This is a genomic window from Erythrobacter sp. MTPC3 (genome assembly GCF_042854385.1).
Classification (GTDB): domain Bacteria; phylum Pseudomonadota; class Alphaproteobacteria; order Sphingomonadales; family Sphingomonadaceae; genus Erythrobacter.
In genome coordinates, this window is record NZ_BTGP01000004.1 from 65,557 (window position 1) to 80,880 (window position 15,324).

A 15,324-nucleotide genomic window follows, 5' to 3' on the forward strand; every position below is an offset into this window, starting at 1 on the left:
CGCGCATCATGCTGGCCGGGAGAGGGAGAATTTGCATGATCAGGACGATGGCCGCCGCGCTGGCGCTTTCAAGCGGAGCGCCACTGCTGGCTGAAACGCACACTGTGGCACCGGGTGAGGGCGCGCAGGAACGACTACAGGAAGCTCTCATTCTTGCGCAGCCGGGCGATGAAGTGGTGTTGCAGGCTGGCCGGTATGTGCTGACTGACGGGCTAAGTCTGGATGTCGATGGCGTCACGCTGAGGGGGGCGGGCATGGATGCCTCGGTCCTCGATTTCACGAACCAGGCAGGCGCGGGTGAGGGGCTGCTGGTCACCTCCGACAACGTGACGCTGCGCGATTTTGCGGTCGAGAATGCGAAGGGGGACGGCATCAAATCGAAAGGCGCCGACCGGATCGTGTACCACGCGCTGCGGGTTGAATGGACCGGCGGGCCAAAGGCATCCAACGGCGCATATGGCATTTACCCGGTAGAGGCGTCTAATATCCTCGTTCAGGACAGCTACGTTCGCGGAGCGTCCGATGCTGGGATTTATGTCGGCCAGTCGGAAAACATCATCGTGCGCCGTAACCGTGTTGAAGAAAACGTCGCGGGTATCGAGATTGAAAACAGCAATCACGCCGAGGTGACGGAGAACCTCGCCGTGCGCAACACTGGCGGGATATTGGTGTTCGATCTGCCCGGCCTGCCGAAGGTTGGCGGCGGCGATGTGCTGATCGCGCGCAATGCGGTGTTTGGCAACAACACCGATAATTTCGCGCCAGAAGGCAACATCGTCGCAAGCGTCCCTGCGGGAACAGGCGTTATGATCATGGCGAATACCGGCGTGCACGTGCTGGACAATGCGCTCGTCGATAACATGACCTCGCACGTCATGCTGATCGCGTATCAGGGTGAATACAGCGATGAACGGTTCAAGCCGCGCCCGGCAGATGTGGTCGTGCGCGGAAACATTTACGGGTCCGGCGGCGGTGCCCCTGATTTTGAAGGAGGCCCGATGCTCGCCGCGGCATTTGGCGGCGCGCTGCCTCCGATCCTGACCGATGGATTGCACACCAATCTGGCGGTTGAGGATGCGGTTTCGGTCGCCTCGCTTGGCCTTCAGACTGTTGGACAGCCATTCACCGAAGCGAACCCGTCAATGCTGAATCCTGTCGTTGGAGGCGAAGCGCCCGCGCTTTCTCCGGTCGCGTTGCCTGCCGAGATGGAGGCGCGTCTTAAGTGAAGACATCGGTGCTAGTCCTAGGGCTTGCGACAGCCGCGTTTGCCGGCTCTATCGCCGCGCGCGCCCTTCCGCCGCCGGTGCCGCAGGTGAACGACGCGGCGGTAATGGACGGGATGCCGCGTGCGCTTTCGCAGTTCGGTTTCTTTACCGATCAAACAGCGCAGCAACCGGCGGCTGAGGTGCGTTTCTATCGGCTAAAGACCCCGCTCTATTCCGATGGGGCGGATAAACTGCGCTTTATCTACAGCCCGGCTGGCACACAATTCGCGCCGAACGGCGATGGTCTGCTCGAAATGCCGGTGGGCACCGCGATTATCAAAACGTTCGCTTTTGGAGAAGGGGACGCGCGCCGCCTCATCGAAACACGCGTCCTGCTTCACCGGACAGAGGGGTGGGTCGCGCTGCCCTATCGCTGGAACGAGGATCAGAGTGATGCGGTGCTGGCGCTTGCCGGCGCGCGCATTGCCGTCACCCGGCCAGATGGGGCGGAAATCAGCTACCGCATCCCGAACAAGAACCAGTGCAAGACGTGCCATAGCAAGGATGGCGAGGTTATTCCGATAGGCCCAAAGGCCCGCAATCTGCCGCGTGAATGGCTGTCTTCGATGTTCGAAGCGGGGCACCTGTCCGCCATGCCTGCCGCCGGAGCCGGGTTGCCGGAATGGGCGGATCGCGCAGATCGCAAGGGGCGCACGGGCCAGAAAACCGCCGATCTTGCCCGCGCATATCTAGATGTGAACTGCGCGCATTGCCATCAACCGGGCGGCGGTGCGTCCAATTCCGGGCTTGATCTGAGGTGGGAGCAGCAGGATCCGGCTGCGTTGGGCATTGGAAAGCCGCCTGTCGCCGCCGGACGGGGCGCTGGCGGGCATTCCGTTTCAATCGCGCCGGGCGACCCCGATGCGTCCATTCTTGTGTACCGGATGAAGTCAACCGAGGCGGGTGTGGCAATGCCTGAATTGGGGCGGTCAACAACCGATGAAGAGGGGCTGGCAATCGTAAAAGACTGGATCGAGGGCATGCCCGCATCATGAAATGGCTGTTTCGCATTGCCGCGGTGCTGATTGCGCTGCTCGTCACCGTGTTCCTGATCTTTCGCACACCGGACACCGATGCCGAGGCGATGATTGCGAAATATGGTGGCAATCCATCGCAGTTTGTCGAGATCGGCAGCGGAGTGCGGGTCCATTTGCGCGACGAAGGTCCGCGCGGTGCGCCCGCAATCGTCCTGCTTCACGGATCAAATTCTGATCTTCACACATGGGATGAATGGGCAAACGGGTTAAGCGCGGATTACCGCGTCATCCGATTCGATCAGGTCGGCCATGGCCTTACTGGCGGAGACCCGGACGATGATTACAGCATCGCCAATTTTGTTGAAGACATCGGCGAGGTTGCCGATGCGCTTGATCTCGACCGTTTTGTGCTGGGCGGCAATTCCATGGGCGGCAAACACGCGCTCGCTTTCGCAGCGGCCTATCCAGAGCGTGTCGGCGGGCTTGTGCTGGTCGATGCGAGCGGCGGCCCGATCCCGGATGAAGTGCGCAATGACGAAGCCGATGACGATGGTGGCGGCGGAAATATCGGTTTCACCATTGCGCGCCTGCCGGGCATCAACAAAATTGCCGAGCAGATTACCCCGCGAAGTCTGATTGCGCAGAGCCTTGAGCAGACAGTTTCGGTCAAGGAGGTTGTCGATGATGCAATGATCGACCGATATTGGGAATTGCTGCGTTTTCCCGGCAATCGGGCCGCAACGTTGGCGCGCTTTTCGGCAAACTACGATCCTCTGACAGAGGCGCAAATCGCGGCGATCCAGGCCCCCACGCTGATTATCTGGGGTGACGAGGACAGGCTGATCCCGCTTAGCGCCGGCCGGTGGCTCGACCAGACGATGCCAAACAGCGATCTTGTTGTTTACGATGGCGTAGGGCACCTGCCGCAAAAAGAGGTGCCCGATGCGACGCTGGCCGATCTGCGCCGGTGGCTTGACGCGCAGCCATTTTCGCGTGTTTCTGCCACTGACACGAATTAACCACCTGATCTGGACGCAGGATCAAGTTCCGCGCTAAATCATTGTCAATACGATAGCCTAACATCGAGGAATATCTTTTGCGCAAATTGGGACTGATCGGCGGCATGAGCTGGGTGTCGACCGGCATTTATTACGACCGGATCAACCGTATAATCCACAAACGGTCCGCGCCAATGGCGAGTGCGCCCATGCTGGTCGAAAGCCTCGATTTTCGGGAGCTTTACGGGCTGGAGAATGAGCAGGACTGGAAACGCGCGTCTGGCGTGCTGACCCGCTGTGCAAAACGGCTTGAGGATGCAGGGGCGCAAGGGCTGATTATCGGCGCCAATTCCATGCACAAATTGTATGACGATGTTGCAGGTGCAGTGGACATTCCGATTCTGCATATCGCCGACCATGTCGGGATCGCGATGCAAAAAGCGGGAAAGAAAACCGCGGCTCTCATCGGCACAAAGAACGTCATGACGGAAAGTTTTTACCGCAAACGGCTGGTCGCGCACGGGGTTCAGTTGCTGGCGCCGAACATGAATACGGTCGATGCGCTGGACAAGCTGATTTACCAGCAATTGATGGTCGGCAAAGTGACGCGTGACGCAGAGCGGCAGATGAAAACAATCATCACCAACAAGGCGCAAGAGGGCGCGGATTCGATCGTTCTTGCCTGCACCGAGCTGAATCTGGTTGTGGATGTCGATGCGAATGTGCTGCCGGTTTTCGATTCAACACGAATCCACTGCGCGGCGGCGGCCGAGTGGATGCTAGAGAGTGACGCATAACCTCGTTTCGTGACAGTGCGTGGGGATTACCTCTCGACTAATCGCCCTGCGCGCCCAACTTGACGCAAGTTTAGCCGGTGGTCGGTGCATCATCTGCAATGTCTGCTACCTGCGAGCATGGAATTGTATTGGAACCGACCATAACAATCCGGGTCCTCGGGTCGCCTGAGGTCCCAAGGGCCGCTTCCAAGCTCCCCAATGCACATGGAAGCGGCCCTTCTCCTTTCTTCACATTCCCGGCTTTTGTGCGGAGATCGCGCCGAAACGTTTGCTGTCCACGGCTATCATGGCAGGTTGCTGATCTGTTCCCGTTGAGCCATCGGGCCTGCTGACTTAATCGCTGTTGCGTGATTACTCGCGCACCCTACGCCGCTGACCCGTCTCAATCTGGCGAACGGGAATTCGACGTCTCTTCCCGCGCGCCGCATGTATCTGCACATGGCGAGAACAGGGGGCCGCGCAGCGCGTTTCAGCGCGATCGTGACCGGATCATCCATTCGATGAGCTTTCGGCGGTTGAAGTCGAAAACACAGGTTTTCATTGCGCCGGAGGGTGACCATTACCGCACCCGTCTGACCCACAGCCTGGAAGTCGCACAGATCGGACGGGTTCTGGCCCGCGCGCTCGGCTTGGACGAGGATCTGACAGAGGCGCTATGCCTTGCCCACGATCTTGGCCATCCGCCGTTTGGACACGCGGGAGAGGCAGCCTTATCCGAAGCGATGAGCCGGCATGGCGGATTTTGCCACAACGCGCAGGCGCTGCGCACAGTGATGCGTATCGAAAGCCCGTATCCGCAGCATGATGGGCTGAACCTGACATGGGACCTGCTAGAGGGGCTGGCAAAGCATAACGGACCAGTGCACGCGCCAAACTGGGCCTTGGCCGAGCTGGACGAGGCGTTTCCAATGAACCTTGGCACATGGCCGTCGCTGGAGGCGCAGATTGCAGCGATTTCCGATGATATCGCCTATGACAATCACGATATTGATGACGGGCTGCGGGCCGGTTTCCTGGAACTCGACGATTTGCTCGAACTCGATTTTGTCGCTGATCAGTGGCGCGCAGTGGAACGGCGGTTTCCGGGGGCACCGCACGACCGGATGCTGCGCGAATTGATCCGAGACCAGATCGGCCTGATGGTGAACGACGTGATCGAGCACACCCGCGCTCAGGCTGCGGGCATGGATAGCGCGGCGGATATTCGCGCGGCGGACCGACAGATTGGCGGATTTTCGCCATCCATGGCGGGGCATGAGCGCGAGCTTAAGTCTTTTATGTACGAAAAGCTGTATTACCATCCCGATCAGGTTGGCGCAGCGGAGCGGGCGCGCGATGTTGTGGCCAGGCTGTTCGCAGCGTATTCACAAGACGCTTCGCTCATGCCGGACGATTGGCAGGCCCGATTGCCGCAGCACGATCCGCAGCGGGCCCGCACGATTGCTGATTTCATCGCGGGGATGAGCGACAGTTTCGCCATGCAGGCGGTGGCGGAAATATATGGCGAAAGACCGGAGGGTTTGAGCAATGTCTAATCTTCGCCGCGGCGCGGCTGAAAAGCGTACCATGGGGCGCAAAGTGCCCGAACGGATCGGCATGGTCGGCGCAACGGGGCTGATCGGCAGACGCGTGATCAGGACTGCCAGCGAGGGGGATCAGGCCCGGATAGTCGGTATCAGCCGGCGCGAGGCAAAACTGCCCGATGGTGCGCGCATGGAAATGTTCGTGGCGGAACCTGCCAAATGGGGCGAGGTTTTCGAGGCTGTGAAACCGCGCTCTTTCATCTGCGCGCTCGGCACAACGTGGAAAAAAGCGGGACGCGATGAAGAGGCGTTTCGTGCCGTCGATCAGGACCTTATCCTCAGCACGGCGGAGGCTGCCAAGGCAGCGGGCGTGCTCAATATGGTGCTGATCAGCGCCGCCGGAGCGGATCCGGGATCAAAATCGCTTTACATGAGAGTCAAAGGTGAAACCGAACAGCTCGTCACAAAAGTCGGTTTCAAACGGCTCGATATTCTGCGTCCCGGCCTGCTGCGCGGCGCGCGTGCGGGTGATTTCCGGCTGGCCGAAAAAGCGGGCATGCTGGTTGCGCCGCTGATCGAGCCGCTGCTCCCTTCGAAATACGAGATGTATCACTCTATCGACGCCGATCTGGTGGCGCAGGCGGCGCTGGGTCTGGCGCTAAGGCGGGCACAGGGCCGGTTCACGCATGATAATGAAGCGATGAAGCGGGCCGCGCGCGAATGGCGGGCCAAGGCCGAGAAGGAATTCGAAGAATAATGGACTGGAGCTTTGTCTTCAGCACGGTCAATTTCATGGCGCTTGCCGCGTGGATCGGCCTGATCGCCCTGCCGCGCTGGCCCGCACTGCTTTCGGCCATCATGTATGCGGGCATCGGTTTGTTATGCCTGATCTATGCCGCCTGTCTGATTGCGGTTTTGGGCGGGTTCGTTCCAGCGGGCGAGGGGGGTACGGATTTCACGTCGATAGAGGGCGTGCGCGCGATTTTCGGCAGCGATGCGGGCGTCGTCATCGGTTGGACGCATTATCTCGCATTCGATTTGTTCGTGGGATTGTGGATCGCGCGTGATGCCGATGCGAAGTATTTTTCGCGTTGGCTGCAGGCGCCAATTCTGCTGGCCACATTCATGGCCGGCCCGGTTGGCCTGCTGATCTGGCTGCTGGTGCGCGAACCGCGCGCCCGCGCCTCGGGACGGTGGTCTTGAGCGCATTGCCAGCGGCAATTATTGCTCGCTAGACTGCGCGTCCAAATGCCCTATTCTCCTACAAAAAGAGACATTGGGAGAATACCGCGATGAGTGATGCCAGCCAGCACACCCTGACCCATTTCGATGACATTATCGATTTTTGGGCGAAGGAACGACCGGATACGATTGCGCTCGACCATAAGGGGCGCACCACCAGTTTTCGCGAACTGGATGAGATAACGCGGCGCATCATCTCCCTATTTGAAGCGCGCGGCGTGAAAAAAGGCGATCGGATCGCCTGGCTGGGCAAGAACAGTGATTTGCACTGCATGGTCTATGCCGCGGCCGGGCGCTGCGGCGTGGTGATGGCCCCGATTGGCTGGCGCCTGGCTCCGCCCGAAATTGCATTCATACTGGAAAACACCGAAGCGAAACTGCTGTTTGCGGGTGATGAATTTGCCGAAACCGCGCGTTCGGTCGCGGCTGATCTGCCGACCAAACCCGAGGTGATCGCAGAGGCGGAAGCGCACGGGCTTATCGCCGGGCATGAACCGGCGACGCAATATACCCGCGCAGACAGCGATGAGCCGATCCTGCAACTTTATACCTCGGGCACAACTGGCAATCCGAAAGGCGTGCAGCTTTCTAATGAAAACCTGTTCCGCCTGCGCATCACCGGCAATGAAGCGGGCGTCGACTGGAACCATTACGAAGCGGACGACTGCGTTCTGTTTGCAATGCCGTGCGCGCATATTGGCGGCACCGGCCTTATCAACAATTCCATCTGTAACGGCGTGCGCTGCCGGATCGATGCAGAATTCACTCCCGACGGGGTGCTCAGCGCGATTGAAGCGGGCGCGACCCATCTGTTTATCGTGCCCGCCGCATTGCAGATGGTGGTGCAGCATCCGAAAGCCGCCGAAACCGATTTCAGCAAACTCAAATTCATGATGTACGGCGCTGCTCCGATGCCGCTCGAATTGCTGAAAGAGGCCGTGAAGACGATGCCCAATGCAGGCTTTGTCCAGCTTTACGGCATGACTGAAACCACCGGCACTGTCACCGCGCTGGGCCCGGAGGACCACTCGATTGATGGTAACAAGCGGATGCGGTCGGCGGGCAAAGCCGTGCCGGGCGCAAAGGTAGAGGTGCGCGGAGCGGACAACACGCCGGTGCCACTTGGCGAGATCGGGGAAATCTGCATCAAATCGCCGTCCAATACCGCCGGTTACTGGAAGCTGCCCGATGCGACTTCAAAGACAATCGACGCCGATGGCTGGCTGCACACGGGCGATGCCGGGATCATGGACGAAGACGGCTATGTCTACATTCAGGACCGCATCAAGGACATGATCATCACCGGCGGTGAAAACGTCTATCCCGCCGAGGTTGAAAGCGCGATCTATGGCCATCCGGCAATCGCGGAGGTTGCCGTCATCGGAATTCCGTCGGAAAAATGGGGCGAGGAGGTAAAAGCCTGCGTCGTGTGCAAGCCGGGGCATGACGTCGATGAAAGCGATATCATCGCCTACACCCGCGAACGCATCGCTGCATTCAAAGCGCCCAAGACGGTCGATGTGATACCCGAAATGCCGCGCAACCCATCGGGCAAGATCCTGCGCCGGCAATTGCGTGACCCCTATTGGGAAGGTCAGGACAGGCAGGTCGGCTGATCGTGAAGAAACACGCCCCCGCGACCGAGCGGAACCGAGCGCCGATTGCCGAGGTACTCGCGCACGAATTGCCGCCCAGTGGAACCGTGCTGGAAATAGCCAGCGGGACTGGAGAACATGCGGTGTATTTCGCCGGAAAATTCCCGCGCATCAATTGGCAGCCGAGCGATCCCGATGCGGAAGCCGCCGGCTCCATAACTGCCTACCGGAACGATTATGAGGGCGAAAACCTGCTGGAGCCTGCCATCATCGACGCTGCGGCAGAGGATTGGCCGTTTCAATCCGCCGATGCGATTGTCTGCATCAACATGGTCCATATCAGCCCATGGGCTGCGACGATCGGGCTGTTTTCAGGAGCGGCCCGGCTTTTACGCGAAAAAGGCGCGCCGGTTATCCTATATGGACCCTATTTCGAGCAGGGCATCGAGCCTGCTCCGTCGAACCTCGAATTCGACCTCAGCCTGAAAGCACGTAATAACGAGTGGGGCATTCGCCAGATCAGCGATGTGGGCGCCGTCGCCGCTGCCCACGGATTTGAGCGCACGGCGCGCTTCGAAATGCCTGCCAACAACCTTACGCTGGTTTATCGCCGGTCTTAAGTTTCGTCGTCTACCGCGTCAGCGACGGATTTGAGATCATCGCCAAGCCCGCGCACGGTATTGCACGCCGCGGTCGAGATAATCAGGGAGCCAAGCAGAACGGCAGAGATCAGTTTATGCTTCATCGCGGAATCCTTGAGATACCAAAGCAACAAGATCGCCGCAAAATAGTCTAGTGGCAAACAAAAAGGGCCCGCCTTTCCGGCGAGCCCCTGTTTTGCGGCAAACTAAAAATGCCGCCTGTTTTTATGTTTCCTCATCGACAGCGTCTGCTGCCGAGTTGAGATCATCACCAACACCGCGCACTGTATTGCATGCAGCAGCAGAAAGCGTCATTGCGCCGAGGGCGATTGCGATCATGGTTTTACGGATCATAATTGTTCCTTTCCTGAACATTGTGATCTTTCAATCGCTTCCATCGGTTTTGGTTCCTCGGATGCGGCGGACCGTCTTGTGGCTCTGGCGAGTTGCCTCTCGCGAAAGGCGATGAGTGCGCCCGCCCCGATGATCAACGGCGCGCCGATCCATAATCCGGCGCCCGGGGCGGAGCCGAACACGCTCCATCCATACCACGTCGCCCACAGCAGCGAAGTGTAATCCATGAGCAGGATGACGGCGGCAGAACCGAAACGTAGCGAGGTTGTCAGCAAAATTTGACCCAAAGCGCCGCAGAGCGCCATTGCCACGATAATCGCCCAGGTCTCTGCGGAATGGGATTGCATCACAAACGGCAACGCCAGCGCGGTTAGCGGTGTGGTGAGCGCGACGAACCAGAACACGATGCTCCACGGCGTTTCGGTCTTGTTTAGGTCCTGAATCTGGAAACTGATGGTGGCCACCAGCAATGCTGCGATCAGGCCCACCGCTGCGCCGACCGGATCGACCAGATCGCTTGCCCCGCCAAGAAAGCTTGGCTGAGTGATCAGCAGCACCCCGGTAAAGCCCAGCGCCACGGCCCCGCCGCGATAAATGCCGACTTTCTCGCGGAATACGATGACAGAGATCATCACGGCAAAGAACGGAGCGGTGAAACTGATCGCGGTCGCCTCTGGCAGGGGCAGCAGGATCACCGCGCCATATACAAAGAACATGCCGGTGATGCCAAAGATGGCGCGGCGGGCGTGCGCGCCGAACCGCGCCGTTTTTACGCTGGCAAGTCTGCCCCAGATCCCAAGCACGGCTACCAGGCACACGAGAGTTATGGCCTGACGCCAGAACACCAGCTCTGCCAAATGGACGCCGCGTGTCCCGGCCACTTTGACCAGCATGGCCATGGTCGCCAAAACAGCTGCGGTGGCAAGCCGGATGGCGAGCGCCAATAACGGGCGGGGGCGGGCGACTGATCCATCCATTGGCAGCGGGCTTTAGGCTGCAATGGGGATTGCGCAAGCGCGGTGCGCCTCTACATGCGCAGGCGTGACACAACTTTGGGTGCAATTCGAGCTATTGAGCGATGCCGCGCAGTTGGCGCTGGCAGGCGGCGGTTTCTGGGTGATGGCCGCCCTGTGCGCCGTGATGGAGCGCGTGCGCAACCGGCGCAGGAATGTCGCCCAGCTGGAGCGCGTCGGCTTCATGCCGTGGACAGGGCTTTTCCTGGCCTGCGCTGTGATCGGCGGCGGCCTGCTTGCGATGAGCCTGCCGGTCGTCTTGGGAAACCTCTGACGGCAGCCCTTAAAGGCACGCCTCCAGATAGGCCTGGTCGAACCCGAACTGGCGCGCTTTCTCCAGCGTGTAAGGACGCAGACCCGATGAGCGGAATTCGCCCAGAATCTTGCCGTCGTCACTTTCGTCCAGATATTCAAACTTGAACAGGTTCTGCGTGACGATGACATCGCCTTCCATCCCGATAACCTCGGTGATGTCGGTGGTGCGGCGCGAGCCGTCGCGCAGACGTTTCACCTGCACAATGATATCGACCGATTCAGCAATCTGGCGCGAGATGGCTTCTTTCGGAATCTTGATGTCGCCCATCAAAATCATGTTCTCCATACGGCCAAGGCATTCGCGCGGGCTGTTAGCGTGAAGCGTACACATCGAACCATCGTGGCCCGTGTTCATCGCGGCGAGAAGGTCGAAACATTCCGCGCCGCGAATCTCACCCAGGATGATGCGGTCAGGACGCATACGCAGGGCGTTTTTCACAAGGTCACCGATGGTAATCGCGCCTTGCCCTTCGAGGTTCGGCGGACGTGTTTCCAGCGGCAGCCAGTGCGGCTGTTGCAGGCGGAGTTCGGCGGCATCCTCGATCGTCAGCACGCGCTCGCCCGGGTCGATCATTTTCGACAGGGCGTTGAGCATGGTGGTTTTACCCGAACCCGTACCGCCAGAGATAACGACGTTCATCCGGCAAGCGCCCGCGATTTTCAGCGCGGTACACATCTTGTCCGACATTGAGCCGAATTCTTTCAGCATATCGAGCGTGATCGGTTTCTCGGAGAATTTACGAATGGAAATCGCGGTCCCGCGCAGCGAGAGCGGCGGGACAATCACGTTCACACGCGAACCGTCTTTCAAACGGGCATCGGCCAGCGGCGTGGTCTGATCGACGCGGCGGCCAACCTGGTTCACGATGCGCTGGGCGATCTGGAAAAGATGCTGTTCATCGCGGAACCGGATCGGCGCGATGGTAAGCTTACCCTTTTTCTCGATATAGGTCTGATCGGGACCGTTCACCATGATATCGGAAACGTCTGGATCGTTAAGCAGCTCTTCAAGCGGACCGAAGCCCAAAAGCTCGTCGATCAGAACCTTTTCAAGCGCGAATTGTTCGCGCCGGTTCAGCGTGACCTTCAGTTCGGCCAGCACTTCCATGATGATCGGACGAAATTCTTCTGACAGCTCTTCTTTGGTCAGCGTCGCTGCGGCTTCAGGGTCAACCCTTTCAAGCAAGCGGGGGAGAACCTGTTCCTTGATCTTGTGGACGCTCGCCTCGAACCCTCCGGTTTCGGATTCGGTATCGTGCGTTGCGTTCATCCGCTCGGTCAGGCGATCCATCGCCTCTGCCGCGTTTTGAGGTTTGGAGCTTTGCGAAGGAGGCGCGGCCGACTTAGCCTTCTCGCCTTCGCCAGGAAGCGGCGGAAACTGATCGCCGCCTTTGGAATCATTGCCCGAAGGTGTCCCGGTTTTCATAGGGCGCGCAACGCCGAATGCCGGGCGGCCGCCCGTTTTCGAACCGCCTGCTCCACCTTTTTTACCGAATGCGCTCATTCCAAGCCCCCGAGGACAAATTTCATAATCGCACTTGCTCGCAATACAGCGAACAGTGCCTCTCGAAGAGTGGTGAATAATTCGGAAACCTTATTTTTTTCCTAAAATCGAACCATGCGAAACCGGTTTCACGCACGCATCGGCGTTTCGCTTGCGTTTGGCCGGATCGACGTTCAGGGGCAGCATGGTTCAAGCGATGAGACGTGGCAGATGACGGCGAGCGAACGCACCGGCGTAGCGTATGCCATTGCGGGCTTTGCGCTGCTTTCTGTTGGCGATGCAGTCGTCAAAAGCATGGCAGGCGCTTCGCCGGCATACGCTGTCGCGGCGCTGCGGTTTTCGATTGGTGCCATCGTTCTGTCTGCGCTCTTGCTGAGGCAGGAGGGCGCGTCAGCTTTTCGGCCCCGCAACACTTGGCTTCAAATAGGCCGGGGCGCATCGCTGGCGATTGCATCGGTTTGTTTTTTCTCCGCCATTTATATCATGCCGCTGGCCGAGGCGATGGCGATCGGGTTTCTTGCACCTGTCCTCACGCAGATGCTGTCCGTGCCGCTGTTGGGAGAGCGGGTCCGCCCGTCCATGTGGGCCGTGTCGCTGGTTTCGCTGCTGGGCGTTGCAATCATCCTGCGGCCCAATCTGGCCGAGCTGGGTCTGGGCGCGCTGTTTCCGCTGATTTCGGCCATATTCTTTGCATTGATGATGATCGCGAACCGGGCAAGTGCGGGGCAAGCCAGCGCCTTATCGATGCAGGTTTTCGTGGCTGCGATCTGTGCCCCGATCCTGATATTGCTCTGCGCAGGGATCAAACTGTCCGGTATACCGGCGCTCGATTTCGACTGGCCGAGCTGGGACATCGCGCTGCGCTGTATTGTAGTTGCCGGCACTGCCAGCACCGCCCATTGGCTCGCCTATATCGGGCTGTCGAAAGCGGGCGCATCGCAGGTCGCCCCTGCAATCTATGTGCAGATGCTGGTCGCCATTGCGCTGGGCTGGTGGTGGTTTGAGGACCGTCCCGACGCATACACGATCGGCGGCGCATCGCTGATTATCGGCGCAGGCTTGTATCTATGGCGAGATGGCCTGAACGGGACAGTTGCATCACGAGGCTTGCCGCCGGATCAATAGCGTTTAGAAACGACGCACCTCTCGATCGCTTGTTAATCGAGAAGGCAGCATTCGCCTTTAGAATTGATGGCTTAGACGGCAACAGGGACTAGTTTCAGACATGTGCGGCATTATCGGAATTGTTGGAAGCGAACCTGTTGCGGACCGGCTGGTCGATGGGCTGAAGCGGATGGAATACCGCGGATATGACAGCGCCGGGATTTGCACGCTTCACGATGGCAAACTGATCCGCCGCCGGGCGAAGGGTAAGCTGAACAATCTCGTCAGTGTCCTGCGCGAAGATGATGCGCCGGGGATGGTCGGTATCGCGCATACCCGCTGGGCCACCCACGGTGCGCCAACATCGGAAAATGCGCACCCCCATGCGACCGGCGAGGTTGCCATTGTTCACAACGGCATCATCGAAAATTTCAAAGAGCTGCGCGCTGAGCTGCGCGAGGATGGCCGCGTTTTTGAAAGCGAAACCGATAGCGAGGTTATCGCGCACCTTATCTCCCGGCGCGTCGAAAACGGTGAAACCCCGGTAGAGGCTGTGCGCGATGTGCTGCCGCGCCTTCGCGGAGCGTTCGCACTCGCCATCGCATTCCGCCAGCACCCCGGCATGTTGATCGGTGCAAGGCTCGGCTCGCCGCTGGTGGTCGGGTACGGTCCCGAAGGCGAAGAGCCGGAAATGTATCTGGGATCGGATGCGCTTGCACTGGCTCCGCTGACGCAGCGTATTTCCTATCTTGAAGAAGGTGACTGGGCGGTCATCACCCGCGACAGCGTCCAGATTTTCGATACTGAAGGCGGCGAAGTCACCCGAGAGATCCGTGCATCCGGTGCGTCAGCATCCGCGACGGAAAAGGGCAATTATCGCCATTTCATGCAGAAAGAGATTTTCGAGCAGCCCACGGTCGTGGCGCAAACGCTCGGGTCGTATCTGCGCCGCGATGACAATTCCGTCGCGCTGCCGCAGTTCGATTTCGATATCTCCTCCGTCCGCCGTTTGACAATCGTGGCGTGTGGAACTTCGTTCTACGCCGGGATGGTGGCGAAATACTGGTTTGAACATTTCGCCCGCGTCCCGGTCGACATCGATGTGGCGAGTGAATTTCGTTACCGCGACCCTGTTCTGGAGGAGGGCGGGCTTGCGCTGTTCATCTCCCAGAGCGGAGAGACCGCAGACACATTGGCGGCACTGCGTCATTGCAAGGCTGAAGGGCAGACCATCGGCGTCGTCGTCAACGTGCCGACCAGCACGATGGCGCGCGAGGCCGACCTGCTGCTGCCCACTCATGCGGGGCCGGAAATCGGCGTCGCATCGACCAAGGCATTCACCTGCCAGCTTGCCGTTCTGGCGGCACTTGCTGCGCATATGGCGGTGAGAAAAGGGCTGATGAGCCGCGAGGAGGAGATCGAAGTTGTCGAGCACCTGCTCGAAACGCCCGCCTGCCTTAACGCCGCTCTGGATCATGACGATGACATCGCCGCGATGGCTCCGCTGATCGCACCGGCGCGCGATGTGCTGTATTTGGGGCGGGGGCAAGATTATCCACTCGCGCTAGAAGGTGCGTTAAAACTCAAGGAAATCAGTTACATTCACGCCGAAGGTTATGCCTCGGGCGAGATGAAGCATGGCCCGATTGCGCTGATTGACGATGATGTGCCCGTGGTCGTTATCGCTCCGTCCGGGCCGCTATTTGAAAAAACTGTTTCAAATATGGAAGAGGTCCGCGCCCGCGGCGGCAAGGTTGTCCTGATTTCCGATGCAAAGGGTCTGGAGGACGCTGGCGAAGGCTGTATGGCAACGATCGAAATGCCAAAGGTTCACCCGTTGATCGCGCCGCTTGTCTACGCAATACCGGTCCAGCTGCTGGCCTATCATGTGGCGGTGGTGAAAGGCACGGATGTTGATCAACCGCGTAATCTGGCCAAATCGGTAACGGTCGAATAATCCGGGTTTTTTATAAGTCTCTGATATTTCGATATTTTA

Annotated in this window: 16 protein-coding genes; 12 read left to right on the forward strand and 4 right to left on the reverse strand. The window is 59.2% G+C overall.

Features of this window, described 5'->3' with window-relative positions; genetic code table 11:
* The first annotated feature begins 35 nt into the window (after nt 1-35).
* From ACGHU1_RS06895 to ACGHU1_RS06935, 9 genes are all read left to right on the forward strand, one after another.
* On the forward strand, nt 36-1,226 hold the full coding sequence (locus ACGHU1_RS06895) for a parallel beta-helix domain-containing protein (protein ID WP_390584996.1): 1,191 nt from the start codon (nt 36-38) through the stop codon (nt 1,224-1,226).
* On the forward strand, nt 1,223-2,260 hold the full coding sequence (locus ACGHU1_RS06900; RefSeq protein WP_390584999.1) for an SO2930 family diheme c-type cytochrome: 1,038 nt from the start codon (nt 1,223-1,225) through the stop codon (nt 2,258-2,260). The genes ACGHU1_RS06895 and ACGHU1_RS06900 overlap by 4 nt, the downstream gene beginning before the upstream one ends.
* On the forward strand, nt 2,257-3,261 hold the full coding sequence (locus ACGHU1_RS06905; protein ID WP_390585001.1) for an alpha/beta fold hydrolase: 1,005 nt from the start codon (nt 2,257-2,259) through the stop codon (nt 3,259-3,261). Before ACGHU1_RS06900 ends, ACGHU1_RS06905 begins: the two co-directional genes overlap by 4 nt.
* 77 nt (nt 3,262-3,338) lie before the next feature.
* Complete coding sequence (locus ACGHU1_RS06910) at nt 3,339-4,037, forward strand: aspartate/glutamate racemase family protein (RefSeq protein ID WP_390585004.1); 699 nt, start codon at nt 3,339-3,341, stop codon at nt 4,035-4,037.
* A 350-nt stretch (nt 4,038-4,387) separates the two neighbouring features.
* Nucleotides 4,388-5,572, forward strand: a complete 1,185-nt coding sequence (locus tag ACGHU1_RS06915) for a deoxyguanosinetriphosphate triphosphohydrolase (protein ID WP_390585537.1) — start codon at nt 4,388-4,390, stop codon at nt 5,570-5,572.
* Entirely contained in the window at nt 5,565-6,317 is a 753-nt protein-coding gene (locus ACGHU1_RS06920; RefSeq protein ID WP_390585006.1) for an NAD(P)H-binding protein, read from the forward strand. Before ACGHU1_RS06915 ends, ACGHU1_RS06920 begins: the two co-directional genes overlap by 8 nt.
* Nucleotides 6,317-6,763: an ABA4-like family protein gene (locus tag ACGHU1_RS06925; protein WP_390585008.1), complete on the forward strand. Its 447-nt coding sequence runs from the start codon at nt 6,317-6,319 to the stop codon at nt 6,761-6,763. Before ACGHU1_RS06920 ends, ACGHU1_RS06925 begins: the two co-directional genes overlap by 1 nt.
* 89 nt (nt 6,764-6,852) lie before the next feature.
* Nucleotides 6,853-8,418: a long-chain-fatty-acid--CoA ligase gene (locus tag ACGHU1_RS06930; RefSeq protein WP_390585011.1), complete on the forward strand. Its 1,566-nt coding sequence runs from the start codon at nt 6,853-6,855 to the stop codon at nt 8,416-8,418.
* A 2-nt stretch (nt 8,419-8,420) separates the two neighbouring features.
* On the forward strand, nt 8,421-9,017 hold the full coding sequence (locus ACGHU1_RS06935) for a DUF938 domain-containing protein (RefSeq protein ID WP_390585014.1): 597 nt from the start codon (nt 8,421-8,423) through the stop codon (nt 9,015-9,017).
* On the opposite strand, the gene ACGHU1_RS06940 is transcribed toward ACGHU1_RS06935, so the two are convergent.
* The 3 genes from ACGHU1_RS06940 to ACGHU1_RS06950 all read right to left on the reverse strand — a co-directional run bounded on the left by ACGHU1_RS06940 (nt 9,014) and on the right by ACGHU1_RS06950 (nt 10,369).
* Nucleotides 9,014-9,142: a hypothetical protein gene (locus ACGHU1_RS06940; protein WP_390585017.1), complete on the reverse strand. Its 129-nt coding sequence runs from the start codon at nt 9,140-9,142 to the stop codon at nt 9,014-9,016. The genes ACGHU1_RS06935 and ACGHU1_RS06940 overlap by 4 nt on opposite strands.
* A gap of 121 nt (nt 9,143-9,263) precedes the next feature.
* Complete coding sequence (locus ACGHU1_RS06945) at nt 9,264-9,392, reverse strand: hypothetical protein (protein ID WP_390585020.1); 129 nt, start codon at nt 9,390-9,392, stop codon at nt 9,264-9,266.
* Nucleotides 9,389-10,369, reverse strand: a complete 981-nt coding sequence (locus ACGHU1_RS06950) for a DMT family transporter (RefSeq protein ID WP_390585022.1) — start codon at nt 10,367-10,369, stop codon at nt 9,389-9,391. The genes ACGHU1_RS06945 and ACGHU1_RS06950 overlap by 4 nt, the downstream gene beginning before the upstream one ends.
* Nucleotides 10,370-10,433: 64 nt before the next feature.
* Here ACGHU1_RS06950 and ACGHU1_RS06955 point away from each other — a divergent pair, with 64 nt between their 5' ends.
* A complete protein-coding gene (locus ACGHU1_RS06955) occupies nt 10,434-10,679 on the forward strand; it encodes a hypothetical protein (protein WP_390585025.1) in 246 nt (81 codons plus the stop codon).
* 9 nt (nt 10,680-10,688) lie between these two features.
* On the opposite strand, the gene ACGHU1_RS06960 is transcribed toward ACGHU1_RS06955, so the two are convergent.
* Nucleotides 10,689-12,224: a CpaF family protein gene (locus ACGHU1_RS06960; RefSeq protein ID WP_390585027.1), complete on the reverse strand. Its 1,536-nt coding sequence runs from the start codon at nt 12,222-12,224 to the stop codon at nt 10,689-10,691.
* Nucleotides 12,225-12,338: 114 nt separating this feature from the next.
* Here ACGHU1_RS06960 and ACGHU1_RS06965 point away from each other — a divergent pair, with 114 nt between their 5' ends.
* Together ACGHU1_RS06965 and glmS are read left to right on the forward strand one after the other, a co-directional pair.
* Nucleotides 12,339-13,349: a DMT family transporter gene (locus tag ACGHU1_RS06965; protein WP_390585030.1), complete on the forward strand. Its 1,011-nt coding sequence runs from the start codon at nt 12,339-12,341 to the stop codon at nt 13,347-13,349.
* Between the two features lie 100 nt (nt 13,350-13,449).
* Nucleotides 13,450-15,285, forward strand: a complete 1,836-nt coding sequence (gene glmS / locus ACGHU1_RS06970) for a glutamine--fructose-6-phosphate transaminase (isomerizing) (RefSeq protein WP_390585033.1) — start codon at nt 13,450-13,452, stop codon at nt 15,283-15,285.
* Nucleotides 15,286-15,324 lie beyond the last annotated feature (39 nt).

Coding starts and splice junctions, on each gene's coding strand:
- glmS (WP_390585033.1), top strand. CDS start 13,450: ATGTGCGGCATTATCGGAATTGTTGGAAGCGAACCTGTTGCGGACCGG.
- ACGHU1_RS06930 (WP_390585011.1), top strand. CDS start 6,853: ATGAGTGATGCCAGCCAGCACACCCTGACCCATTTCGATGACATTATC.
- ACGHU1_RS06950 (WP_390585022.1), bottom strand. CDS start 10,369: ATGGATGGATCAGTCGCCCGCCCCCGCCCGTTATTGGCGCTCGCCATC.
- ACGHU1_RS06960 (WP_390585027.1), bottom strand. CDS start 12,224: ATGAGCGCATTCGGTAAAAAAGGTGGAGCAGGCGGTTCGAAAACGGGC.
- ACGHU1_RS06905 (WP_390585001.1), top strand. CDS start 2,257: ATGAAATGGCTGTTTCGCATTGCCGCGGTGCTGATTGCGCTGCTCGTC.
- ACGHU1_RS06925 (WP_390585008.1), top strand. CDS start 6,317: ATGGACTGGAGCTTTGTCTTCAGCACGGTCAATTTCATGGCGCTTGCC.
- ACGHU1_RS06895 (WP_390584996.1), top strand. CDS start 36: ATGATCAGGACGATGGCCGCCGCGCTGGCGCTTTCAAGCGGAGCGCCA.
- ACGHU1_RS06940 (WP_390585017.1), bottom strand. CDS start 9,142: ATGAAGCATAAACTGATCTCTGCCGTTCTGCTTGGCTCCCTGATTATC.
- ACGHU1_RS06920 (WP_390585006.1), top strand. CDS start 5,565: ATGTCTAATCTTCGCCGCGGCGCGGCTGAAAAGCGTACCATGGGGCGC.
- ACGHU1_RS06965 (WP_390585030.1), top strand. CDS start 12,339: ATGCGAAACCGGTTTCACGCACGCATCGGCGTTTCGCTTGCGTTTGGC.
- ACGHU1_RS06945 (WP_390585020.1), bottom strand. CDS start 9,392: ATGATCCGTAAAACCATGATCGCAATCGCCCTCGGCGCAATGACGCTT.